20 protein-coding genes are annotated in these 21,886 nt (G+C 64.5%); 15 read left to right on the forward strand and 5 right to left on the reverse strand.

Annotated elements, in window-relative coordinates:
* The first annotated feature begins 82 nt into the window (after window positions 1-82).
* Together FB598_RS05990 and FB598_RS05995 are read left to right on the forward strand one after the other, a co-directional pair.
* Window positions 83-895 carry a MipA/OmpV family protein gene (locus FB598_RS05990; RefSeq protein WP_221292207.1) on the forward strand — a complete coding sequence of 271 codons (813 nt, stop codon included), beginning with the start codon at window positions 83-85 and terminating at the stop codon, window positions 893-895.
* A 48-nt stretch (window positions 896-943) separates the two neighbouring features.
* A complete protein-coding gene (locus tag FB598_RS05995) occupies window positions 944-2,071 on the forward strand; it encodes an SDR family oxidoreductase (protein ID WP_141914033.1) in 1,128 nt (375 codons plus the stop codon).
* 19 nt (window positions 2,072-2,090) lie between these two features.
* Here the strand turns inward: FB598_RS05995 and FB598_RS06000 are convergent, their stop codons facing one another.
* Together FB598_RS06000 and FB598_RS06005 are read right to left on the reverse strand one after the other, a co-directional pair.
* Window positions 2,091-3,545, reverse strand: coding sequence for a sensor histidine kinase (locus tag FB598_RS06000; protein WP_183405693.1), 1,455 nt, complete (start codon window positions 3,543-3,545; stop codon window positions 2,091-2,093).
* Complete coding sequence (locus tag FB598_RS06005; protein WP_141914031.1) at window positions 3,545-4,219, reverse strand: response regulator; 675 nt, start codon at window positions 4,217-4,219, stop codon at window positions 3,545-3,547. The genes FB598_RS06000 and FB598_RS06005 overlap by 1 nt, the downstream gene beginning before the upstream one ends.
* A gap of 300 nt (window positions 4,220-4,519) precedes the next feature.
* On the opposite strand from FB598_RS06005, the gene FB598_RS06010 reads away from it, so the two are divergent.
* From FB598_RS06010 to FB598_RS06030, 5 genes are all read left to right on the forward strand, one after another.
* Complete coding sequence (locus FB598_RS06010) at window positions 4,520-5,482, forward strand: tripartite tricarboxylate transporter substrate binding protein (protein ID WP_141914030.1); 963 nt, start codon at window positions 4,520-4,522, stop codon at window positions 5,480-5,482.
* Window positions 5,483-5,537: 55 nt separating this feature from the next.
* Window positions 5,538-6,644 (forward strand): ABC transporter substrate-binding protein, encoded by a 1,107-nt coding sequence (locus tag FB598_RS06015; protein ID WP_141914029.1) that lies wholly within the window; start codon window positions 5,538-5,540, stop codon window positions 6,642-6,644.
* A gap of 150 nt (window positions 6,645-6,794) precedes the next feature.
* A complete protein-coding gene (locus tag FB598_RS06020; protein ID WP_141914028.1) occupies window positions 6,795-8,606 on the forward strand; it encodes an iron ABC transporter permease in 1,812 nt (603 codons plus the stop codon).
* Window positions 8,607-8,733: 127 nt separating this feature from the next.
* On the forward strand, window positions 8,734-9,831 hold the full coding sequence (locus FB598_RS06025; RefSeq protein ID WP_141914027.1) for an ABC transporter ATP-binding protein: 1,098 nt from the start codon (window positions 8,734-8,736) through the stop codon (window positions 9,829-9,831).
* A gap of 213 nt (window positions 9,832-10,044) precedes the next feature.
* Window positions 10,045-11,118, forward strand: a complete 1,074-nt coding sequence (locus FB598_RS06030; protein ID WP_141914026.1) for a porin — start codon at window positions 10,045-10,047, stop codon at window positions 11,116-11,118.
* Between the two features lie 117 nt (window positions 11,119-11,235).
* Here FB598_RS06030 and FB598_RS06035 read toward each other — a convergent pair whose 3' ends face one another.
* Window positions 11,236-11,814: a disulfide bond formation protein B gene (locus FB598_RS06035; protein WP_141914025.1), complete on the reverse strand. Its 579-nt coding sequence runs from the start codon at window positions 11,812-11,814 to the stop codon at window positions 11,236-11,238.
* An 11-nt stretch (window positions 11,815-11,825) separates the two neighbouring features.
* Window positions 11,826-11,984, reverse strand: a complete 159-nt coding sequence (locus FB598_RS20675; protein ID WP_183405695.1) for a DUF5993 family protein — start codon at window positions 11,982-11,984, stop codon at window positions 11,826-11,828.
* A 202-nt stretch (window positions 11,985-12,186) separates the two neighbouring features.
* Between FB598_RS20675 and FB598_RS06040 the strand changes: the two genes are divergently transcribed.
* Window positions 12,187-13,152 (forward strand): 3-hydroxyacyl-CoA dehydrogenase NAD-binding domain-containing protein, encoded by a 966-nt coding sequence (locus FB598_RS06040; RefSeq protein WP_141914024.1) that lies wholly within the window; start codon window positions 12,187-12,189, stop codon window positions 13,150-13,152.
* Window positions 13,153-13,202: 50 nt separating this feature from the next.
* On the opposite strand, the gene FB598_RS06045 is transcribed toward FB598_RS06040, so the two are convergent.
* A complete protein-coding gene (locus tag FB598_RS06045) occupies window positions 13,203-14,108 on the reverse strand; it encodes a LysR family transcriptional regulator (protein ID WP_141914023.1) in 906 nt (301 codons plus the stop codon).
* 137 nt (window positions 14,109-14,245) lie between these two features.
* Between FB598_RS06045 and FB598_RS06050 the strand changes: the two genes are divergently transcribed.
* The 7 genes from FB598_RS06050 (at window position 14,246) to FB598_RS06085 (ending at window position 21,875) form a co-directional block, all read left to right on the forward strand.
* Window positions 14,246-14,680 (forward strand): PACE efflux transporter, encoded by a 435-nt coding sequence (locus FB598_RS06050; RefSeq protein WP_141914022.1) that lies wholly within the window; start codon window positions 14,246-14,248, stop codon window positions 14,678-14,680.
* Window positions 14,681-15,152: 472 nt separating this feature from the next.
* On the forward strand, window positions 15,153-15,791 hold the full coding sequence (locus tag FB598_RS06060) for an FMN-binding negative transcriptional regulator (protein WP_141914021.1): 639 nt from the start codon (window positions 15,153-15,155) through the stop codon (window positions 15,789-15,791).
* A 215-nt stretch (window positions 15,792-16,006) separates the two neighbouring features.
* The gene (locus FB598_RS06065) at window positions 16,007-17,488 is read left to right on the forward strand and encodes an aldehyde dehydrogenase (protein ID WP_141914020.1); all 1,482 of its coding nucleotides are present in this window, start codon (window positions 16,007-16,009) and stop codon (window positions 17,486-17,488) included.
* 76 nt (window positions 17,489-17,564) lie between these two features.
* Window positions 17,565-19,031: an FAD-dependent tricarballylate dehydrogenase TcuA gene (gene tcuA / locus FB598_RS06070; protein WP_141914019.1), complete on the forward strand. Its 1,467-nt coding sequence runs from the start codon at window positions 17,565-17,567 to the stop codon at window positions 19,029-19,031.
* A 138-nt stretch (window positions 19,032-19,169) separates the two neighbouring features.
* Window positions 19,170-20,429, forward strand: coding sequence for an ABC transporter substrate-binding protein (locus FB598_RS06075; RefSeq protein WP_183405696.1), 1,260 nt, complete (start codon window positions 19,170-19,172; stop codon window positions 20,427-20,429).
* 108 nt (window positions 20,430-20,537) lie between these two features.
* On the forward strand, window positions 20,538-21,449 hold the full coding sequence (locus FB598_RS06080; protein ID WP_141914018.1) for a LysR substrate-binding domain-containing protein: 912 nt from the start codon (window positions 20,538-20,540) through the stop codon (window positions 21,447-21,449).
* 219 nt (window positions 21,450-21,668) lie between these two features.
* Window positions 21,669-21,875 carry a hypothetical protein gene (locus FB598_RS06085; RefSeq protein WP_141914017.1) on the forward strand — a complete coding sequence of 69 codons (207 nt, stop codon included), beginning with the start codon at window positions 21,669-21,671 and terminating at the stop codon, window positions 21,873-21,875.
* The last annotated feature ends 11 nt before the right edge of the window (window positions 21,876-21,886 follow it).

A 21,886-nucleotide genomic window follows, 5' to 3' on the forward strand; every position in this document is an offset into this window, starting at 1 on the left:
GCCCTCTTTCCTCCACCAAAGGTGTTTCATGCAAAGTATCGAATCGTACCGGCAGCCGCGTTCGCGGCGCATTCCTGGCGCAATGTCCCGACTCTTGCGGCAGTCTTGTCCGCCGATGGCGCTGCTGGCGGTCGCTGCGCTGGCGGTATTGGCCGCTCCCACCCAGGCCGCCGAAGCGCCCAAAGGCGATGTGTTCACGCTGGGGGCGGGGGTGGCCATCGGCCCGCGTTATTCCGGTTCCGACCAGAACCGCGCCGGCCTCGGACTGGCGGTGGATTATGCGGCGTCCAACGGTTTCTTCATCGGCACCACGCGCGGCATCGGCTACGGCAGCCAGGCCGGCAAGCTCGACTACAGCATTGCCCTGGGTTATCGCGAAGGCCGCAAGGACAGCATCCAGAGCAGTTTCATGGGACGTACCGGCAGCGATTACCTGCGCGGCATGGGCGAGATCAAGGGTTCGGTGACGACGCTGCTCGGACTGGGCTATACCGTGACCGACTGGTTGCGTCTCGGGCTGCAGGCCGAGGTGCCGCTGTCCCAGCGCGACAACGGCAGCGCCCTGCATTTCAGCGCCAGCAGCCCGTTCTACACCAGCGACTCCGACCGGCTGACGCTGGGCCTGACCAGCAGCTGGGGCAACCGCAAATACGTGCAGACCTACTACGGCGTGACGGCGGCCCAGTCGGCCGCGTCCGGTTTCCGCCAGCACGGCGCCAAGTCGGGAATCTACGCTTATGCGCTGGAATTGGGCTGGAAGCACAAGTTCGACGCCAACTGGAGCCTGATGGCGTCGGTCGGCGCCATGCAGCTTGCCGGCGACGCCGGCAACAGCCCTATCGTCAAGCGCAAGACGGCGCCGATGGGCAGCGTCTTCGTCACCTACAGCTATTGATGCGAACCGGCTACGCCGATTCCTTGGGCCAATCGAGAAAGGACTTTCATGACGAACGAGCATGACGACTTGATCCTGCTCACCGGCGCCACCGGGTTTCTCGGCGGCGCGGTGGCGGTCGAGCTGATGCGGCAACGCCAGGGCGCGCGCCTGCTGTTGATGGTGCGCGGCGCGGATGCGGCCGGCGCCCATGCCCGCGTCACCTCGCAACTGCGCCGCCTGGGCGCGCCGGAAGAAGCGCTGCGGCGCTTGCGTCCTGCGCAGATCCTGCTGGCCAGCCTGGAGCAGGTCGAGTCCATCGCCGGCGATGCGCGGCTGGCGCGGGTAGGCGTGGCGATCCATTGCGCGGCGCATGCCAGCTTCACCGCCCATCCGGCGATGGGGGCACTCAACGTCGACGCCAGCATAATCCTGGCGCGGCTGCTGCAGCGCCATGCGCCGTTGCGCCGCTTCGTCTACATCGGTACCGCCATGGCGTGCGGCAACCGGCAAGCGGCCGGCAGCGACATTCCCGAGAGCGCGGCGCTGCCGCTGGACGAACGTGCGCATTTGGTGACTTATACCCATTCCAAGGCGGTGTGCGAACTGCTGTTGAGGAAGATGGCGCCGGCGTTGCCGCTGGTGGTGCTGCGCCCATCGATCGTCGTCGGCCATACCCGGCTTGGCTGCGCGCCATCGGCCAGCATCTACTGGGTTTTCCGCGCCTGGCGCGCATTGGGCGCGAGCGTGGCGGAGCTGCAGCAGAAGATCGACGTGGTGCCGGTGGACTGGTGCGCGGCGGCCATCGCGGCGGCGGCGCTGCGGCCGGAGTGGAAACACGACTTGCTGCACCTGTCGGCCGGCGCGCAGCGAAGCTGCAGCTTCGCCGATATCGACGCCGAACTGGCGCGGGCTGCCGGCGAGTCGCCCGGCGCCTACGGCATCCTGCCGCCGGAGCGCCTGGGGGAACTGCTGCCGCGCATCCGCGAACGACTGCCCGACTGCAATCCGCGCCTGATGTTGCGGGCGTTGCGGCTCTACGGCGGTTTTGCGCGGCTGGGCTACACCTTCGACAACCGCGCCACGCAGGAAGCCGGCATTCCGCCGCCGCCGCCGCTGACGCGCTACATCGGCCTGTGCGCGCAGAGCGTGGCGCACCAGCCGGTGTCGCAGCAGATGGCCTGGGATTTCAAGTGAAGATGGATGCAGCGGCGGCTTACAGCCGCACTTCGGCTACGCCGGGAAAGGTGATGCGCACCACCAGCCCGCTGCCTTGCGCCGGGCTTTCCAGCGCAATATGGGCGTGGTGCATGGCGGCGATTTCGCGCACGATGGAAAGACCCAGGCCGGTGCCGGAGGGGTTGATGTGCTGCGTGGCGCTGGCGCGGTAGAACGGTTCGAAAACGCGTCCGCGCTCGATGTCGGGAATGCCGGGGCCATTGTCTTCCACTTCCAGCAGTGCGCGCGTGGCGCGGCCGGGCTCGCTGGCGGCATGGACGCGCAGCGTGATGCGCCCGCCGTCGGGCGTGTAGCGGATGGCGTTGTCGAGCAGGTTGACGATCAGTTCATGCAGCAGCAGCGCGTTGCCTTCGATGCGGATGTCGCCTTCGCTTTCGAAGGCCAGTTCGATGCGGCGCATCACCGCCTGCTGCGACAGTTCCAGCGCCACCTGGCGTACCGCGTCGGTCAGCGAGACCGGCGCCGTGCCGCCTTCGGCGGCGCCGTGTTCGGCGCGCGCCAGCGTCAGCAAGCGGTTGGCCAGGTGCACGGTGGCGTCGGTGGTGTGCGCCATGCCTTCGACCAGTTCCCGCAATTGGGCCGGGTCGTGTTGCCCGCGCCTGAGTTCGCGCAAGCTCAGTTCGGCCTGGGTCTTCAAGACCGTCAGCGGCGTGCGCAGCTGGTGCGAGGCGTCGGCGATGAAGCGGCGCTGGCCCGAGATCAGGGTTTGCAACCTTTCCATGTAGCCGTTCATGGCCAGCACCAGCGGCCGCATTTCCTTGTGCACCAGCGTCGGATCGAAACCGGAGAGATCGGTGGGCGCGCTGGCCTCGACTTCGCCGCGCAATTGCATCATCGGGCGCAGCACGAAGCGTACTGCGATCCATACCAGGAGCGCGGCCACAGTCACCAGCGTGCCCTGGCGCCACAACGTGTCGAACAGGATCTTGCGCGTCATGCCATGGCGCGCATCCATGGTTTCCCCGACCTGGATGAGCACGATGCCGCGCATGCTGTCGTCATATACCGGCTGCAGCAGCGCGGCGATGCGGATCGGCTGGTCGTGGTAGTCGGCCTGGTAAAAGCGCACCAGCGCCGGATAGGCTTCCGACCGCTTGACATCGGGCGGCACCGGCGGCAGGTCGTCGTAGCCCGACACCAGTTCGCCGTTCAGGCCGGTGACCTTGTAATAGATGCGGCCCAGGGTATCGGTTTCGAAACTGTCGAGCGCTACATAAGGAACGTCGGCGATGACCTGGCCGTCGACGATGGAAACGCGCTCGGCCAGCGCCCGGGTGGATGCCAGCAGCGAGCGGTCGTAGGCCAGGTCGGCCACTTCCAGGGCGTTGTAGTAGACCGAGACGGCGTCCAGCGCCACCAGCAGCGTCAGCGGAATCAGCAGCCAGCGCAGCAATTGGCCGCGCAGGCTGCCCAGTTTCGCTTGTGCGGCCATCACACTGCCTGCAGCAGGTAGCCCAGGCCGCGCAAGGTGGTGATGGAGACGCGCCCGGGGCCGGCATGTTCCAGTTTCTTGCGCAGGCGATGGATGTAGATTTCGATGGCGTCGACGCTGGCGCTGTCGTCCAGCGAAAACACCTGCTGGAACAACTTCTCCTTGGGCACCGTATGCCCGTGGCGCGACAGCAGCGCTTCCAGCACCGCATGCTCGCGCGGGGTCAGCGCCAGCAATTCGCCGCCGTAGCTGAAGGTGCGCGAAACGGTATCGAAGCACAGCGCGCCGCAGCTGACGGTGACCGCCTCATTGTTCTGGGTGCGGCGCAGCAGCGCCTTCACCCGCGCTTCCAGTTCTTCCAGTTCGAACGGTTTGGCCAGATAATCGTCGGCGCCCAGGTTCAGGCCGTTGACGCGGTCGGCCAGCCCGCCGCGCGCGGTCAGGATCAATACCGGCGAGCGGCTGCCGCGGGCGCGCATGCGCTTTAGCACCTCCAGTCCATCCATCCTGGGCAGCGTGAGGTCGAGGATCACCAGCGCGTATTCCTGCGTCAGCAGCAGGCTGTCGGCGTCGGCGCCGTTGCGCGCGCATTCCACGTTGAGGTGGGCATCCTGCAGGGCTTTGGAAATCCAGCGGGAAAGTTCGACGTGATCTTCTACCAGCAAGATGCGCATGATATTGCCTTATTAGAATATTGTTGATGCGGAGCCGGGCTGTTATAGACACGCGTCCGGCTTGCCCCCAGCGCGGATGCTAACAGATGCATGCGCAGGGTTGAAATGCATGGATGGCAACTGCGCAAATCGCACACAGGATTTCTTGCATGGGGGCTTTCCATTGAAAGCCGACTGAAAGACTTTTCTTGTAGGATTAGCCAAACCCAAAAAGAATCAAGCCGGAGACAAGACCATGACGTATTTCCCCGATTCCCGATATTGCGCAGAGGCCTGAGCGGTGCACCCGCAAGACCAGGCATGAAAGCACGCAGCCTGCGCATCCTGTTGATGGCATGCCTGTTGGCGTGCGCCGCGCCGCGGGCGTTGGCGCTGGAATGCATCGTGCCGGCCAAGCCCGGCGGCGGCATGGATGTCGCCTGCAAGATGCTGCGCAAGATCTTCCCGGCGGGCGCCGGGAGCGAACAGGTCAAGCTGAGCTACTTGCCTGGCGGCATCGGCGCGGTGGCGTGGAGTTCGGTCGTGTCGAAGCGGCGCGGCGGGCCCGATGTGCTGGTGACCTTTTCCGGCGGTTCGCTGCTGAACCTGGCGCAGGGGAAGTACGGCAAGGCCTCGGTGGATGACGTGCGCTGGGTGGCTGGCGTGGGCATCGATTACGGCATGATCGCGGTACGCAGCGACGCTCCCTGGCGCAGCCTGCGCGAACTGATGCAGGCCATCCGCAAGGATCCGGCCAGGACGACGGTCGGATTGTCCGGCACGGTGGGCAGCCAGGACTGGCTGAAGATGGCGCTCATTGCCAGCCGCGCCGGCATCGAGCCCCGGCAGTTCCGCTTTGTCGCCCTGGAGGGCGGCGGCGATTCCTTCGCCGCGCTGCAGGCCGGTCATGTGCAGGTGATTTCGGGCGACGCCTCGGAGGTGGCGCACTTCGCCGCCGAAGGCCGGGTGAGGATCCTGGCGGTGCTGTCCGAGCAGCGCCTGCCGGGCGCGCTGCAGGGAGTGCCCACCGCGCGCGAACAAGGGTACGACGTGGTCTGGCCCATCATCCGCGGCTTCTACATGAGCCCGCATGTGCCGGAGGCGGATTACCGCCGTTGGGTAGAGATTTTCGACAAGGCGATGGCCGATCCCGCCTTCGACCTGCAACGCAGCGCCAGCGGTCTTTATCCCTTTGCCATGACCGGCAAGCCGCTGACCGATTACATTGCGCAGACCGTTGCGCAGTACCGCAAGCAGTCCCAGGAGCTAGGGCTGGTTCGTTGACCAGGCGCTTTTCGGCGCCGCACAACCAGCCTCATTTCAATATCAAGGAGAACCCATGTTGCACAAACGTCGCCTGAGCGTCGCGCTCAGCCTTGCCCTCGCTTTGCCTGTCGCTTTGACGAACGCCGCATTTGCGCAAGTGCCGGCCGGCTATCCCGCCGACTACGCCAAGATCATCGAAGGCGCGAAGAAGGAAGGCAAGGTGGTGGTCTACAGTACCACCGATTCCAAGGCCGCCGAATCGCTGATCAAGGATTTCAGTGCGCTCTATCCCGGCGTGAAGGTCGAATACAACGACATGAATTCGACCGAGGTGTACAACCGCTTCATCTCGGAAGCGGCCGCCGGCGGCGCCACTGCCGACGTGATGTGGTCGTCCTCGATGGACCTGCAGGTCAAGCTGGCCTCCGAAGGCTACGGCCTCGCCTACAAGTCGCCCGAGGCCGCCGCCCTCCCGGGTTGGGCCAACTGGAAGGAAACCGCCTACGGCACCACCTTCGAACCGGCCGCCATCGTCTACAACAAGCGCCTGGTGCAGGAAGACGAAGTCCCGACCACCCACGCCGAATTCACCAAGCTGCTGACCTCCAAGCAGGACAAGTTCAAGAACAAGGTCACCACCTATGACATCGAGAAGTCCGGCGTGGGTTTCAGCCTGATGATCTATGACCTGAAGCTGAACCCGCAATTCTGGGATTTCGCCCGTGCCATGGGCGGCGTCGCGGCGCGCGTGCAGTCGTCCACCGGCACCATGCTGGAACGCCTCTCTTCGGGCGAAAACCTGATCGGCTACAACGTGCTCGGTCCTTATGCGCTGATGCGCGCCAAGAGGGATCCGTCGATCGGCGTCGCTTTCACCAAGGATTACAACCTGGTGCTCTCGCGCGTGATCTTCATCAACAAGTCGGCCAAGAACGCCAATGCGGCCAAGCTGTGGCTGGACTACATCCTGTCCAAGCGCGGCCAGACCATCATCGCCAATGATGCGCAATTGTTCGCCATCCGCGGCGACGTCACCGGCGCGACCACCTCGGCGGAATTGAGCAAGCAACTTGGTGCGGCCCTGAAGCCGATGCCGGTGTCGACCGAATTGCTGGAATACCTGGACCAGACCAAGCGCCTGGCATTCCTCAAGCAATGGAAAGAAGCCACCAAACGATAAGGCGGCCCGCCAGCCGCAACGGGTGTGTGCCGTTGCGGCGATTTTCAACCGAGGGATCTGCATGGAGCGCGGCTGTCCGCGACTCCATCGCCGCTTCGCCTGTCGCATGGCAAACCGGCACGAGCGGATTCCGGTTTTTCGAGCTGAATCATGCAAACAACTACATCGCTGCCTCAGGGGGAATACGCGCCGGTCAAGCGGCGCCTGCGCCTGAACTGGCCGCGCGGCCTGGTCGTCACGCTGGCCGCACTGGCCATCTTCACGCCGCTTCTCCTCATCGTGTACCAGAGTTTCCTGTCGGCGCCGTTCTTCGCGCCGGTCAAGCAACTGACCCTGGATTCCTATCGTTTCATTTTCGATGACCCGGACTTCCGCCAGGCCTTCGTCAACGGCTTCACGCTGGCCACCGGCCTGACCCTGATCGCGGTGCCGATGGGCGGCATGCTGGCCTTCCTGATGGTGCGCACCGATCTGCCCGGCCGCAACTGGATCGCGCCGGCATTGCTGGTGCCCATCTTCGTTTCGCCCATGGTGATCGGCTTCGGCTATGTGGTGTCGATGGGGCCGGTGGGCTTCTATACGGTGTGGGCCAAGGAGCTGCTGTCGTTCTTCGGTTTCGATGGCGAGCCGTGGAACATCTATTCCTTCACCAGCATCGTCATCATTGCCGGCCTGACCCACGTGCCGCACGTTTACCTGTACGCCTCCTCGGCCCTCAAAAGCCTGGGCTCGGATGTCGAGGAAGCCGCCCGCGTGGCCGGCGCCTCGCCGCTGCAGGTCGCGCTCAACGTGTCGCTGCCGATGATCATGCCGGCGCTGGCCTTTGCCGGCGTGCTGGTGTTCTTCCTCGGTTTCGAAGTGTTCGGCCTGGTGCTGGTGCTGGGCGATCCGGAAGGCCACCTGGTATTGCCCACCTACCTGTACAAGCTGACCAACAAGCTGGGCACGCCTTCCTACCACCTGATGGCGGCGGTGGCGGTGTGCCTGGTGGCGGTCACCATGCCGCTGGTCATGCTGCAGCGCTGGCTGCTGCGTTCGGCCAACAAGTATGTCGCGATCAAGGGCAAGGGATCGCGCCAGAAACCGCTGCCGCTGGGCAAGTGGCGCTGGGTGGCGTTCGCGCTGATCGCGGCATGGCTGCTGTTTACGGTGGTGATCCCGCTGTCCGGCATCGCATTGCGCACGTTCGTCTCGCACTGGGGCCTCGGCGTGCATCTGTTCGATGTGCTGACCTTGCAGAACCTGCGCGATGTCTGGGATCAGCCTTCGCTGGTGCGCGGCATCATCAATACGGTCGCCATCGGCGTGATCGGCGGCGCGTTTGCGGTGGTCTGCTACACCGCCATCGCCCTGGCGATGCACCGCAAGCCGGATGGCATTACCCGCTTCCTCGACTACAGCGTGCTGGTGCCCCGCGCGGTGCCGGGCCTGCTGGCCGGCCTGTCCTTCCTGTGGGTGTTCCTGTTCGTGCCGTCGCTGCTGGAATCGCTGTTCAAGGGGAGCGACAATTTCTTCGCGCTGTGGATGGTGGACAGTTTCATCCCGGCCATGCGTTCGCTGCGCTCGACCATCTTCTCGGTCTGGCTGGCGTACACGGTGGTGTGGCTGGCCTATGGCCTGCGCCTGATCAATGCCGCGCTGCTGCAGGTCGGGCCCGAACTGGAAGAGGCGGCGCGCGCAGTCGGCGCGCCGCGTGCGAGGGTCACGCGCGACGTCACCATCCCGCTGGTGCGCTATGGCCTGATCGGCGCCTGGCTGATGGTGTTCCTCATCTTCGAACGCGAATACTCCACCGGCGTCTACCTGCTCTCGCCGGGCACCGAGGTGATCGGTTCCCTGATCGTGTCGATGTGGGCCGCCGGCGCCGTCGACCTGGTGGCGGCGCTGTCCTTCATCAACATCACGCTGGTGGCCGTGGGCCTCGGCATTGCGCTGCGCTTCGGCGTCAAGCTGCACGATTAGGAGTCGCTGACAAAACGCCGCTGGCGGCGTTGCTTCTCCCTGTCGTACTTCTGTACTTTCGTACTGCCTGCGTCGGCGCGCCTTGCCACCGACGCTTTGTTAGCGACTCCTTATAAAGGAAACCATCATGTCCGAACTTTCCGTCAACGACCTGCACCTGGACTACGGTAGCGGCGTTCACGCCAACCCCATCCTCAAGGGCGTCTCGATGCAACTGCAGCGCGGCGAAGTGGTGGCGCTGCTGGGCCCCTCCGGCAGCGGCAAGACCACGCTGCTGCGCGCGGTGGCCGGGCTGGAATCGCCCAAGGCCGGCACCATCGACATCGGCACGCGCCGCGTGTTCGAGGGTTCGCGCAACTTCGAGATGCCGGCCGAAGAGCGCAACCTGGGCCTGGTGTTCCAGTCCTACGCGCTGTGGCCGCACAAGACGGTGTCGGAGAACGTCGCCTACGGCCTGAAGCTGCGCAAGGTATCGACCGCCGACATCGGGGAACGCGTCAAGGCGGTGCTGGCGCAACTGGGGCTGGGCCATCTCGGCGAGCGCTATCCGCACCAGCTTTCCGGCGGCCAGCAGCAGCGCGTGGCGATCGCCCGTGCGCTGGTCTACAACCCGCAGGTGATCCTGCTCGACGAACCGCTCTCCAACCTTGACGCCAAGCTGCGCGAGGAAGCGCGCGCCTTCCTGCGCGAGCTGATCGTGCGCCTGGGCCTGTCCGCGCTGATGGTCACCCACGACCAGGGCGAGGCGATGGCGATCTCGGACCGCATCCTGCTGCTCAACAACGGCCGCATCGAGCAACAGGGCACGCCGCAAAGCATGTACCAGACCCCCGACACCCTGTTTACCGCCGAATTCATGGGCAGCAACAACAAGCTGGCCGCACAGGTGATCAGCCGCGAAGGCGAGCGCGTCACGCTCAAGCTCGACGGCGGCACCGCGACGGCGACCCTGCGCGGCAACCCCGATGCCGCGCCCGGCAAGGAGGTCACCGGCATCATCCGCGTCGAGCAGGTGCGCATCTCCGACCAACCTGCCGACAACGCCATCCGCCTGCCGCTGTCCACCTGCATGTACCTGGGCGATCGCTGGGAATGCCTGTTCAAGGCCGGCGACCTTGCGGGTGCCGGCAACGGCACGGTGGTCTTGCGCGCCTACTCCCCGCAGCGGCTGGAGCCGGGCGAGTACTGGCTGTGCCTGCCTGAGCAGGCGCTATGGGCTTTCTGATTCATCCGCTGCCAAGGGGATGACGGGGGCGCGCGGCCACAAGCCGCTGCGTCCGCCACAGCAGCATGCAACGCCGGCGACACCAGCAGTGCAGAAACAAGCAAATCAAAACGAGCAAATCAAAACGAGCAGATAACAACAAGCCGCAGCCGTCCCACGGCATGCGATATGCGGCAAAGAGCATCACAACCGCTTTCAACCAAGGAGATCACAGTGCAGAAAAAACATCTGGCGGCCGCTGCAGCGGCTACCGCATTTGCCGCCGCCGGCGGCGCCGTCCAGGCCCAGAGCAGCGTCACCGTCTATGGCTTGCTCGACACCGGCCTGGAGTTCGTCAACAACGCCGGCGCCAATGGCGGCAGCGTCACCCGCCTGTCGTCGGGCAACATGAACACCTCGCGCATCGGCTTTCGCGGCAGCGAAGACCTGGGCGGCGGCCTGAAAGCCATCTTCCAGCTGGAAAACGGCTTCAAGCTGGACACCGGCAACTTCGATGGCGATGCCAACCAGCTGTTCAACCGCCAGTCCACCGTCGGCCTGGAAGGCGGCTTCGGCCGCGTGGTGGCGGGCCGTTCGTATACCACCACCTATGACTTCATCCTGCCGTTCGACCCGATGGGCTATTCGGCCAATTATTCGTGGGTCACCTCGGCCGGCGCCACCGGCGGCCGCAAGGATGGCATGCTCTCCAGCGCTTCCAACCTGATCAAGTACCAGGGACAATTCGGCGGCGTGAAGATCGGCGCGACCTACGCCTTCGGCGAAGTGGCCGGCAGCCAGAGCGAGGGCGCCAAATACGCCCTCGGCCTGGGATATGGCAACGGCCCCTTCTCCCTGGCGGCGACCTACGATCGCAACAACAGCACGGCTGCGGCCACCGGCGGCGCCTATGACAAGGCCACCTCCGCCCACCTGGCCGGCGGCTACCAGGCGTCCGATGCGTGGAAGCTGAACCTGGGCTACCGCTACTACAAGAAGACGCTGGCCTCGGGCGCGACCGACCTGCGCAGCGATATGTTCTGGGGCGGCGGCAGCTACAAGATCACCCCGGCGATGACCCTGATCGGCACGGTCTACTACCAGAACATCAAGAACGTGGCCAACGATGCAGATCCCATCATGTATTCGTTGCGCCTGAAGTACGCGATGTCCAAGCGCACTGACCTGTACGCCAGCACCGCGTATGCCAAGGCCAAGAACAACCAGCTGGTCGGCCTGTCGCGCGACGAGTCCGGTTTCGGCAACAGCCAGTTCGGCCTGACGCTGGGCATGCAGCACCGCTTCTGATGAAGGAAACGCATGGCGCAAGCGCGCCATGCGTGAGCAGTTTTTTGAGTAGTCTTGAGCCGTCGGACTTGATGCCGGCGCAAAAGGAACCCACCGGTTCTTTTTGCGCCGGTTTTTTTATTTGCCGAGCAGCAGGTAGTAAGTGGGATTGTCTGCGCAGGCGCCGGCGCCGCATTCGAGCACCGTCGAGGCCAGGTTGCCCGCTACCAGCAGCAGGAACAGCAGGCAGGCCAGTTTGCCGCCGGCCGATTTCCATGCCGGGAAGCGCGCCGGCACTTCCCAGCTCTTGAGCATCAGCAGCGCGGCGATGCCGGCCAGCGCCGCCAATGAGGCCAGTGCGGCCAGCGTGTAGAAATGCAGCCCCATGACAGTCGAACCGTAGCCGGCGTCGCCCGGCGCGATGTGCAGCAATACCTGGCGCAGCGCGATGACGCCGGTGGCCAGCGCGCCGGCCAGCGCGACGCCGTAGTGCGCGCTCCTGACGCCGAAGCGCACGTTCATCATCAGGCCGATGCCGGTCAGGATCAGGCCGGCGCGCTGCAGCAGGCACAAGGGGCAAGGGAGTTCGTTGCGGGCCAGCTGGTAATAAAAGGCGATGCCCAGCGCGGCGCAAACGGCCAGCAGTCCCAGCACGTTCAGTATGTTGCCGCCGGAAGTGGCGCGGTCGCGCGAGGACGACAGGATGGATCGGTTCATGGCGGCCGGCCTCAGAAGGAAAGGTTGAGCGCGCTGGTGGCGTGGAAGCCGAACCAGTACAGCGTCACGCACAACGCGCATAGCCACAGCGCGAAACTGAACGTCCTCCAGCCGATCACGATGCCGATCGCGGCCAGCAATGCCAGCAGGAAGGGAAGGTACATGAACATGGGAATGCCTTTGTTTTGATTGTTGTCTATGGGGCGGTTCGTTTGTGCGCGATGATAGCGTAAAGATGGCTGTTGGCAGGTGATAAGCTGCAGTCTTTTCGGAAGACGGGTGCAATTTTTGCGCGGGCAGCAGGCGTCTTCTTGTCATACCGATAATCAAACCGGCAGGCCCGTCCGATGGCCGCCAACCGAGGAGAGGCACATGCAGCAAACAGGCGGCACGCCAGGCAAAGGCGAAATCAAGCGTATTGCCGTGGTCGGCACCGGTGTGATCGGCGCCAGCTGGGTCGCGTATTTCCTGGCACGGGGCCTGGACGTGTCGGCCACCGACCCCATGCCCGAAGCCGGGCAGAAATTGCGCGCGGCCGTCGCGCGCCATTGGCCCAGCCTGGAAACGCTGGGCCTGGCGCCAGGCGCATCGATGTCCCGCCTGCGCTTTTTCGAGAAGCTGGAAGATGCGCTGCAAGGCGCCGATTTCGTCCAGGAAAACGGCCCCGAGCGCGAAGACCTGAAGACCGACCTGTTCCGGCGCATGGATGCCGCTTTGCCGGCGCAAGTGATCCTGGCGTCGAGTTCGTCGGGCCTGCTGATGAGCAAGGTGCAGGCAGCCTGCCGCCATCCCGAACGCGTGGTGCTGGGCCATCCCTTCAACCCGCCGCACCTGATCCCGCTGGTGGAAGTCATCGGCGGCCAGCTGACTTCGCCGGAGGCAGTGCAAGGCGCCATCGATTTCTACGCCGCCATCGGCAAGAAGCCGATCCATGTGCGTAAGGAGGTCAAGGGCCATATCGCCAACCGGCTGCAGGCGGCATTGTGGCGCGAAGCCTTCCACCTGGTGGAGCAGGGCGTGGCCAGCACCGAGGATATCGATACCGCGATTGCCTACGGGCCGGGATTGCGCTGGGCGCTGATGGGGCCGTACCTGAACTTGCACATGTCCGGCGGCGAGGGCGGCATCAAGCATATGCTCGACCACCTGGGACCGCCGATCGAGAGCTGGTGGGCCGACCTGGGAACGCCGGCGATCACCGACGCGCTGAAGGAAACCCTGCGCGCGGGCGTGGAACAGCAGATGCAGGGGATGACCTCGGCCGAGGTGGCGGCGGAGCGCGACCGGCTGCTGGTGAAGTTGCTGGCGTCCAAGGCGGAGTCGAAGATATTGCCTTGATGGTTGTGATTCCATGAATCCGATCCCGGCGCAGGCCGGGATCGGGCAGTTCATTTCCCCTTGCGCCTGCTTGGCGCCATCTCGCGCATCAAGGCGATAAAGCGCTGCGCCCCCAGACCCAGCGGCTTGTCCTTGTTCCACACCACGTCCACCCACAGCCGCAACTGGTTGCTGATGTTGTCGAAGTCGATGGCGGCCAGCGCGCCCGAATCGATTTGCGGCTGCACCAGGCTGTGCGGCAGATAGGCCCAGCCCAGCCCTTCGCGCACCAGCGACAGCGTGGCCAGGTGGTTGTCGGTGCGCCAGATCTGGCGCGCCAGGAAAAAGCGCGGATCGGAGACGCTGGCATCGCGGCTGGCCACGGCGATCTGGCGGATGTCGTACAGGTCTTCGTAGCGCAGCTTGCGTTTCTTCGTCTTCAATGCCGGATGCTGTGGCGAGATCACCGCCACCAGCATTTCGCTGCTGAATTCCTGGAACGCCTCGCGGTCGTTGCCGGCGTGGCGCTCGAACACCAGCGCCAGCTGCGCGCAGTCTTCGTACAGCATGCGCATGGCATCGGCTTGCGGCGAAGACAGGACCTCCACTTCCAGCGACGGAAATTCCTCGGCCAGCACCGCCAGCGGCCTGGCCCAGGGCACCGACAACAGTTCGGGGGCGACCGCCAGCGTCAGCTTGCGTTCCAGGCCCTGGTGCATGGCCAGCGCATGGGCGTCGAGCTGGCGCAGGGTGCTGGCCAGCAGGCGCGCGTCCGGCTCCAGCGCGCGCGCCATGTCGGTGGGGCGGGCGTCGCGCGCGGTGCGGTCGAACAGCACCAGGTCCAGTTCGGCCTCCAGCTGGCTGATGGCCATGCTGACCGCGGAGGGCACGCGTCCCAGCATGCGCGCCGCGGCTGAAAAGGAACCGCCGTCGAGCACCGCCAGGAAGACTTTCACATTGTCGCTGGAGAAGGTCATGTTGTCTTTTTGGTTATCAATAAAACTGAAAGAAGCTGACTTCTTCTATCAATAATTAAACCATAAAATGCTTCCCGTACCCAAGGCCGTCCCCTCTGTCGTGGCTGGCGGCCCGCAATCCAATCAGGAGAGTTTCCATGCAAGGTTTCAAACGCAAATTCGTCTACGCTTGTATGTTCGAGCTGCTGGCGATCTGTTTCACCACCTTCGGCCTGGCGGTGATCGCTGGCCATGACGGCGCCCATTCGACGGCGGCGGCGGTGGCCTCGTCGACGGTCGCCTTTATCTGGAACTTCATCTTCAACGGCTTGTTCGAGCGCTGGGAAGCGCGCCAGGCCAAGCGCGGCCGCGGCGTTGGCCGCCGCATCGCGCATGCCCTCGGATTCGAGGGCGGGCTGGTGCTGATGCTGGTGCCGCTGTTCGCCTGGTGGCTGGATATCGGCCTGTGGGATGCCTTCGTGCTGGATCTCGGCCTGATCGTGTTCTTCATGGTCTATACCTACCTGTTCAACCTCGTGTTCGACAAGGTGTTCGGCCTGCCCAGCTCGGCCATGCCGGCGCCCCAGACCTGAACCGGGGGAGCCCCTGCCGGCGACAGGGGAAAGTCTTCCGCATTTGCCTCTAGAATTGGGCGGACGCCAGCGCGTCCATCGCCACCCAACCGGCAGCCTCCGGACCCGGCCATCTCCACGGCCGGGACATTCAACATTACGGAGCAATGCCATGCCTTATTCCCTGCCAGTCCTTCCCTATGCCTACGTCAACAAGCTCAATGCCGCCGTGGCCGGCGTCGAATGGGAGCGGCTGACGGTGGAGGAACAGGTCGGTGCGTAACCAGGGCGCACATGCATCTCCGCAACGGCGATGCTGGCTGCAACATTGGCCGCATTAAGGCTCATGCCGGCACGCGGTTAGTTTTTTATGCCATGATTCCAGCCAAATGAGATTGGTGGAGACCGGCTTCGATATTGAATGAATCCGGTTTGACGCCGTCATCGTTGCCATTCCCATTCCCACTGCCCAGCCTACCTGCCAGGAGCCGCCATGTACGTACCCTCCCACTTCGATGAACCGCGCACCGAAGTCTTGCACCAGATGATCGCCAGCCACCCGTTCGGGGTGCTGGTCTCGCATGGCGCCGGCGGGCTGGATGCCAACCATCTGCCGTTCCATCTCGATCCGGCGCAGGGCGCGCTGGGTACCTTGCATGCCCACGTGGCGCGCGCCAATCCGTTGTGGCGCGCATTGGCCGATGGCGACGAGGTGATGGTGATCTTTTCAGCCGGCGACGCCTATATCTCGCCCAACTGGTATCCCAGCAAGCATGAGGCACATCAGCAGGTGCCGACCTGGAACTATATGGTGGCGCATGCCCACGGCCGTATCGTCATCCGCGACGACGAGCGCTACGTGCGCGGCGTGGTGGGACGGCTCACGCGCACCCACGAGGCGGCGCAGCCGGCGCCGTGGAAGATGTCGGACGCGCCAGCCGATTACATCGACACGATGCTCAAGGCCATTGTCGGCATCGAAATCGAAATCACCCGCCTGGCCGGCAAGCGCAAGCTCGGCCAGAACAAGGACGTGCGCGATATCCGCGGCGCCGGCGAGGCGCTCAGCGCCAATGGCAGCCACGCCGTGGGCGATGCGATGCTGGACGAGGCAGCGGCCAGGGAAAAATAAATCCGTCGATGCAACGTTCGCCATGCAACGTGGCGAACGCCGCCGGCCTGCCGCCTCTTGCCGTGCGCTTTCGGCGCTGATGGGCGGAGGCGATGCTGCGATGTTGATTCCATTTCCGCACAAACTGATGACGATTAATCGTTTGCCAACACCCCCCGGCAAACACAATAATTTTTCCTCAATGGAAACGGCAGCCACATTCCCGAGGAGACAGCATGGCGCAGCGTTATCAGCTTTTCATCAACAACGAATGGGTCGATCCGCTGTCGGGCCAGTGGTTCGATTCGCTCGACCCGTTCAGCGGCGAAGCCTGGGCGCAGATCCCGCGCGCCAACAAGGATGACGTCGAACGCGCCGTGGCGGCGGCGACGGCCGCCATGCAGGGGCCGTGGGGCAAGATGTCGGCCACCGACCGCGGCCTCTTGCTGCACAAGCTGGGCCAACTGATCGAGCAGCATGCCGAGACGCTGACGCTGGCCGAGAGCCGCGACAACGGCAAGTTGAAGAGCGAGGTGGGCGGCCAGGTCAGGTACATGGCCAAGTACTTCTACTACTACGGCGGCCTGGCCGACAAGGTACAGGGCGCGGTGATCCCGATGGACAAGCCCAAGGTGTTCAACTACACCAGGTACGAGCCGGTCGGCGTAGTGGCCACCATCACGCCTTGGAACTCGTCGCTGTTGCTGACCGCATGGAAGGTGGCGCCGGCGCTGGCCGCGGGCAACACGGTGGTGGCCAAGCCGTCGGAACATACTTCGGTGTCGCTGTTCGAGCTGGCCAGGTTGTTCGTCGAAGCCGGTTTCCCGCCGGGCGTGTTCAACGTGCTGACCGGCTTCGGCCATGAAGTGGGCGAGCCGCTGGTGAAGCATCCCCAGGTGCCGCGCATCGCCTTCACCGGCGGCGACGAGGGCGGGCGCAAGGTCAACGTGCTGGGTGCGCAGCACTTCAAGCGCGTCTCGCTGGAGCTGGGCGGCAAGTCGCCGCACATCATCTTCGACGACGCCGACCTGGCGCGTGCGGCCAACGGCGTGATCACCGGCATCTTCTCGGCCGGCGGCCAAACCTGCATGGCCGGCTCGCGCCTGCTGCTGCAGGAGAGCATCCACGATGAATTCGTCGAGCGCCTGGTGGCCATTGCCAGCAAGGCCAAGCTCGGCGACCCCACCCGTTCCGACGTGCAGGTCGGCCCGGTGGCTACGCGACCGCAGTTCGAGAAAATCATGGATTACATCGACATCGCCAAGAATGAAGGCGCGCGCTGCGTGTTCGGCGGCAACGCGCGCACCGGCGAAGGATTCGGCTGCGGCCAGTTCGTCGAGCCGACCATCTTCGTGGATGTGGACAACGGCATGCGCATCGCGCAGGAAGAAGTGTTCGGACCGGTGCTGTCGGTCATCCGCTTCAAGGACGAGGAAGACGCCATCCGCATCGCCAACGACATCCGTTTCGGCCTGGCGGCCGGCGTATGGACCAGGAGCCTGCATCGCGCCATGCTCATGTCCGATAAGATCAAGGCCGGCACGGTGTGGATCAACAACTACCGTTCCACCAGTTTCACGACGCCCTTCGGCGGCTACAAGGACAGCGGCATGGGGCGCGAAGGAGGCATGGAGGCCATCAAGGAGTACCTGGAGACCAAGAGCGTATGGATCTCCACCGACCTCGACATGCCGGACCCTTTCATCCGCAAGTATTGACCGCGCGGCCAATGCCGCGCCTACCGACAAGATCACGCCGGCCACGCGCCAGGCGTACGGATATTGAGGAGACAAGATGAATGCGCAGACGGATAGCTTGCCTGCCTGTGATGTGCTGGTCATCGGCTGCGGCATCTCGGGTTTGTCGGCCGCGGTGTCGGCCCGCGCCGCCGGCGCCCGCGTGCTGGTGCTGGAACGCGCGGTAAAGGAAAAATTCGGCGGCAACACGCGCTGGACCGAATCCTATTTCCGCATGAAGAACGAGCACGAGGTCAGCGATGACTTCGAAGAGCGCCTGATCGCCAACGCCGGCTACAACCTCGACCCGCACATCATCGGCGAGGTCGGCGCCGACTACGGGAACTGGCCCTCCTACGTCAGGGCGCACGGCATGACCGACCCCGAGCTGGTGTCGACGCTGGCGCAGCAGGCCGGGCCCACGGTGCAGTGGCTCAAGACCTTCGGCATCCGCTTCAGCAACATGCCGACCTATTTCCTGACCGCAGCGGCGCCGCGCATGATGCCGGACGGCGGTGGCCTGGCCATGATCGAGGCGCTGCGCGCGCACGCCGAGAAGATTGATGTTCCCATCAGCTACCAGACCACCGCCAACGCCATGCGGCGCGAAGCCGACGGTTTCGCCGTCGACGTGGTGCGCGATGGCGGCCGCCAGCAGACCATCCTTGCGCGCAACGTGGTGATCGCCTCCGGCGGCTTCGAGGGCAATGCCGAGATGCTCACCCGCTACCTGGGCAGCAGCGCCAAATACCTGCGGCCGGTGGCGCCGGGCGGTTACTTCAATCGCGGCGAAGGCATTCGCATGGCGCTGGAAAACGGCGCTGCGCCGGCCGGCGACTTCGGCTCCTATCATGCCGAACCGCTCGATCCGCGTTCGGCCGCGGCCGAGGCGCTGGTGATGAATTTCCCCTACGGCATCCTGGTCAACAAGCGCGGCAAGCGCTTCACCGACGAGGCGCCCGGCCCGGTAGACATCCACTACGACCATATTGCGCGCGACATCGGCGACCAGCCCGAGGGCATCGCCTACGTGCTGTTCGATCGCAAGATGGATGACGTGCCGAACTGGAAGAAGAGCATCCGCACCGACCAGCCGCCGCTGCAGGCCGGTACGCTGGAAGAGCTGGCGGCGCTGTGCGGCATCGACGCCGCGCCGCTGCTGCGCACCGTCAATGAATACAACGCCGCCTGCGGCAAAGCGGGCGGGAAATTCTCTGCGCTGGAGGTGGATGGCCTGGCCGCCGAAGGCCTGGACATCCGCAAGTCGAACTGGGCGCGCGCCATCGACCAGGGACCGTTCTTCGCCTACCCGATCGTGCCGGGCATCTGCTTCACCTATGGCGGTGTCAAGACCGATACCTCGGCCCAGGTGCTGGACCAGGATGGACGTCCCATCCCCGGCCTGTACGCCGCCGGCGAAGCGGCCGGCCTGTACCACCAGGTGTACACCGGCGCCACGTCGGTGATGCGCGGCGCGGTGTTCGGGCGCATTGCCGGCGAGCACGCCGCCGCGCGCCAGCGCTGAGCGCAGGCCTGCCGCCAAGGCCGGCAGGCACACATGCATGGAAAAACAGGCGGCATGCCGCCATTGCCACGGCGCGTCGATGCGCCGGGGAGGCGGCTTGCCGCCGGATAACAAGACCATCGAAGCGAGGAGACCAGGATGAAAACGAAGCACGCAGGGAAACAGCGTTTGCGGCAGTCTGCGGCGATCGCGCTGGCCGCGGCAGTAGCAGCGGTGGCAGGCGCGGGCAATGCCATGGCCCAGGATCCGAAAATGTCCGACGGCGTGGTGCGCATCGGCGTGCTGACCGACCTGTCCGGCACCTTCTCGGACTTTGCCGGCAAGGGAGCGGTGGAAGCGGTCAAGATGGCGGTGGAGGACTTCGGCGGCAAGGTCAATGGCGTGCCGATCGACGTGATCGCGGCCGACCACCTGAACAAGGCCGACATCGCCGCCTCCACCGCGCGCGAATGGATCGACCAGCGCAAGGTCGACATGATCACCGACATCTCCGGCTCGGCCACGGCGCTGGCGGTCATCAAGGTGGCCGGGGAGAAGAAGCGCATCTCCATCGTCACCGGCGGCGGCACCACGCGCGTGACCAACGAGGACTGCACGCCCTACAGCCTGCATTACAACCACGATACCGCCGCGCTGGCCAATGTCGCCGGCAAGTACATCGTCAGGCAGGGCGGCAACAGCTGGTACTTCATCACCGCCGACTATTCCTTCGGCTACTCGCTGCAGGCCGACACCACGGCCATCATCGAGGCCGCCGGCGGCAAGGTGGTGGGATCGGTCAAGCATCCTTTCAACACCTCGGATTTTTCTTCCTACCTGCTGCAGGCGCAAAGCAGCGGCGCCAAGATCATCGGCCTGGCCAACGGCGGCTCGGACACCATCAACGCCATCAAGACCGCCGCCGAGTTCGGCATGCTCAGCCCGGCCAGCAAGCAGAAATTCGCCGGCCTGCTGATGTTCATCAACGACGTCCATGCGCTGGGCCTGAAGACGGCGCAAGGCCTGTTCATCACCGAAGGTTTCTATTGGGATCTCAACGACGAGACCCGCAAGTGGTCGCAGCGTTTTTACAAACGCATGGGCAAGATGCCATCGGCCATCCAGGCCGCGGACTATTCTTCGGCGATGCACTACCTCAACGCCGTCAAGGCCGCCGGCACCGACGATCCGGATGCGGTGATCAGGAAGATGAAGGAAACGCCGGTCAACGACTTCTACACCAAGAACGGCAAGATCCGCGCCGACGGCCTGCTGGTGCACGACATGTACCTGATGCAGGTGAAGACGCCGGCCGAATCCAAGGGCCCCTGGGATTATTACAACCTGCGCGCCACCGTGCCCGGCGAGGATGCCTATCCGCCGCTGTCGGCCAGCACTTGTCCGCTGCTAAAGAAATGACCGACCGCGATAAGGCCGCAGAACCGGGGTTGCACGCGGCGGGTACTATAGAATAGCCTGCGCTGCGAGGCCCGCAATCCGCAGGCTTCAGTCGATTCTGGATGAGCGATGAGAAGAAAGATTCCCGGCACCAGCATGCTGGAGGCGTTCGAATCGGCGGCGCGCCATCTGAGCTTCACGCGCGCCGCGGAAGAGCTGTCCTATACCGAGGGCGCGATCAGCCGCAAGATCGCCATGCTGGAAGACTACCTGGGCGTGAAGCTGTTCAGCCGCGTCAAGAAGCGCCTGCTGCTCACCGAAGCCGGGCGCAACTACAGCCAGACGGTGCGCGCCACGCTCGACCGGCTGGAAATCGAAACCACCCTGGCCATGGCGCACGACGAAGGCCGCGTGGCGCTGGAGCTGGCGGTGCTGCCGACCTTCGGCCTCAAGTGGCTGATGCCGCGGCTGGAACAATTCCGCCTGCAGCATCCGCTGATCACCTTGAACGTCACCGCGCGCGAAGACCCCTTCCTGTTCTCCGAAGAGGGCTTCGATGCCGCCATCCATTTCGATCATCCGGTCTGGACCAATGCGGTCAGCACCTACCTGTTTACCGAGGAACTGGTGCCGGTGTGCAGTCCGGCGCTGATCGGCGCGTTGCAATGCAAGCGTCCGGCGGACCTGCTGGCGCATGTGTTGCTGCACAAGTCGGGCCGTCCCGAAGCCTGGTCGCGCTGGTTCGAACTGGCCGGCGTGGCCGACGTGCGGGCCCTCAAGGGGCCGCGCTATAACATGCACGCGATGCTGATCGAAGCCGCGCGCGCTGGCGCCGGCATCGCCCTGGTGCCGCGCACCTATGTCGCCGATGAGATCGCCGGCGGCCAATTGACCATTCCCTGGGAGATGCGCGTGCCGGGCGCCAAGGACTATTACTTCATCGCGCCCGAGGACAAGCAGGGCAATCCCGGCGTGCAGGCGTTGCGCGACTGGCTGCGCGCCGTGTCGGAGCAATATCGCAAGGAGCACGACCGCAACTGATCCGGTTCCAGGCGCGTACTTGCGCCACGCCGTCGCGCCTGTTAGTCGCTGGCGCCGATAAACTTAGAATGTTCCGCGCCTGTTGAGGAAACGAGTTTCATATTGATAAGTCCTAAACATTCATCGGCTTCTCCCATCAAATGGGACTTTGTCGCTGGTGGATACGCAATCGAGCCCCCATAATAGGCGCCACATGTTTCCAACAGCGAGGAGTCCGACGTGGCCAGAAAATCCATCACCCAGGGAAGCAGGCAGGATCCCGGCTTCATCCGTGATCCGGACGGTTTCATCAACGTGCCGGTCAGCAAGGAAACCCGGGAACAGCTGCATGCGCTGAAAGTCAGCATGCAGGTTGCCAGCCAGGCAGAAGTGATCGAAAAGGCCATCGCCATCGTCAGCGCAATCGACGCTGCGGTGCGCAAATGAACGCCATCGGC

The organism is Herbaspirillum sp. SJZ106, from assembly GCF_006715495.1.
Taxonomy (GTDB): Bacteria; Pseudomonadota; Gammaproteobacteria; order Burkholderiales; family Burkholderiaceae_D; genus Herbaspirillum.

Excerpts from the sequence above, each read along its gene's own strand:
- FB598_RS05990 (WP_221292207.1), top strand. The coding sequence starts at position 83 with ATGTCCCGACTCTTGCGGCAGTCTTGTCCGCCGATGGCGCTGCTGGCG.
- FB598_RS05995 (WP_141914033.1), top strand. The coding sequence starts at position 944 with ATGACGAACGAGCATGACGACTTGATCCTGCTCACCGGCGCCACCGGG.
- FB598_RS06000 (WP_183405693.1), bottom strand. The coding sequence starts at position 3,545 with ATGGCCGCACAAGCGAAACTGGGCAGCCTGCGCGGCCAATTGCTGCGC.
- FB598_RS06005 (WP_141914031.1), bottom strand. The coding sequence starts at position 4,219 with ATGCGCATCTTGCTGGTAGAAGATCACGTCGAACTTTCCCGCTGGATT.
- FB598_RS06010 (WP_141914030.1), top strand. The coding sequence starts at position 4,520 with ATGAAAGCACGCAGCCTGCGCATCCTGTTGATGGCATGCCTGTTGGCG.
- FB598_RS06015 (WP_141914029.1), top strand. The coding sequence starts at position 5,538 with ATGTTGCACAAACGTCGCCTGAGCGTCGCGCTCAGCCTTGCCCTCGCT.
- FB598_RS06020 (WP_141914028.1), top strand. The coding sequence starts at position 6,795 with ATGCAAACAACTACATCGCTGCCTCAGGGGGAATACGCGCCGGTCAAG.
- FB598_RS06025 (WP_141914027.1), top strand. The coding sequence starts at position 8,734 with ATGTCCGAACTTTCCGTCAACGACCTGCACCTGGACTACGGTAGCGGC.
- FB598_RS06035 (WP_141914025.1), bottom strand. The coding sequence starts at position 11,814 with ATGAACCGATCCATCCTGTCGTCCTCGCGCGACCGCGCCACTTCCGGC.
- FB598_RS20675 (WP_183405695.1), bottom strand. The coding sequence starts at position 11,984 with ATGTTCATGTACCTTCCCTTCCTGCTGGCATTGCTGGCCGCGATCGGC.
- FB598_RS06040 (WP_141914024.1), top strand. The coding sequence starts at position 12,187 with ATGCAGCAAACAGGCGGCACGCCAGGCAAAGGCGAAATCAAGCGTATT.
- FB598_RS06045 (WP_141914023.1), bottom strand. The coding sequence starts at position 14,108 with ATGACCTTCTCCAGCGACAATGTGAAAGTCTTCCTGGCGGTGCTCGAC.
- FB598_RS06050 (WP_141914022.1), top strand. The coding sequence starts at position 14,246 with ATGCAAGGTTTCAAACGCAAATTCGTCTACGCTTGTATGTTCGAGCTG.
- FB598_RS06060 (WP_141914021.1), top strand. The coding sequence starts at position 15,153 with ATGTACGTACCCTCCCACTTCGATGAACCGCGCACCGAAGTCTTGCAC.
- FB598_RS06065 (WP_141914020.1), top strand. The coding sequence starts at position 16,007 with ATGGCGCAGCGTTATCAGCTTTTCATCAACAACGAATGGGTCGATCCG.
- tcuA (WP_141914019.1), top strand. The coding sequence starts at position 17,565 with ATGAATGCGCAGACGGATAGCTTGCCTGCCTGTGATGTGCTGGTCATC.
- FB598_RS06075 (WP_183405696.1), top strand. The coding sequence starts at position 19,170 with ATGAAAACGAAGCACGCAGGGAAACAGCGTTTGCGGCAGTCTGCGGCG.
- FB598_RS06080 (WP_141914018.1), top strand. The coding sequence starts at position 20,538 with ATGAGAAGAAAGATTCCCGGCACCAGCATGCTGGAGGCGTTCGAATCG.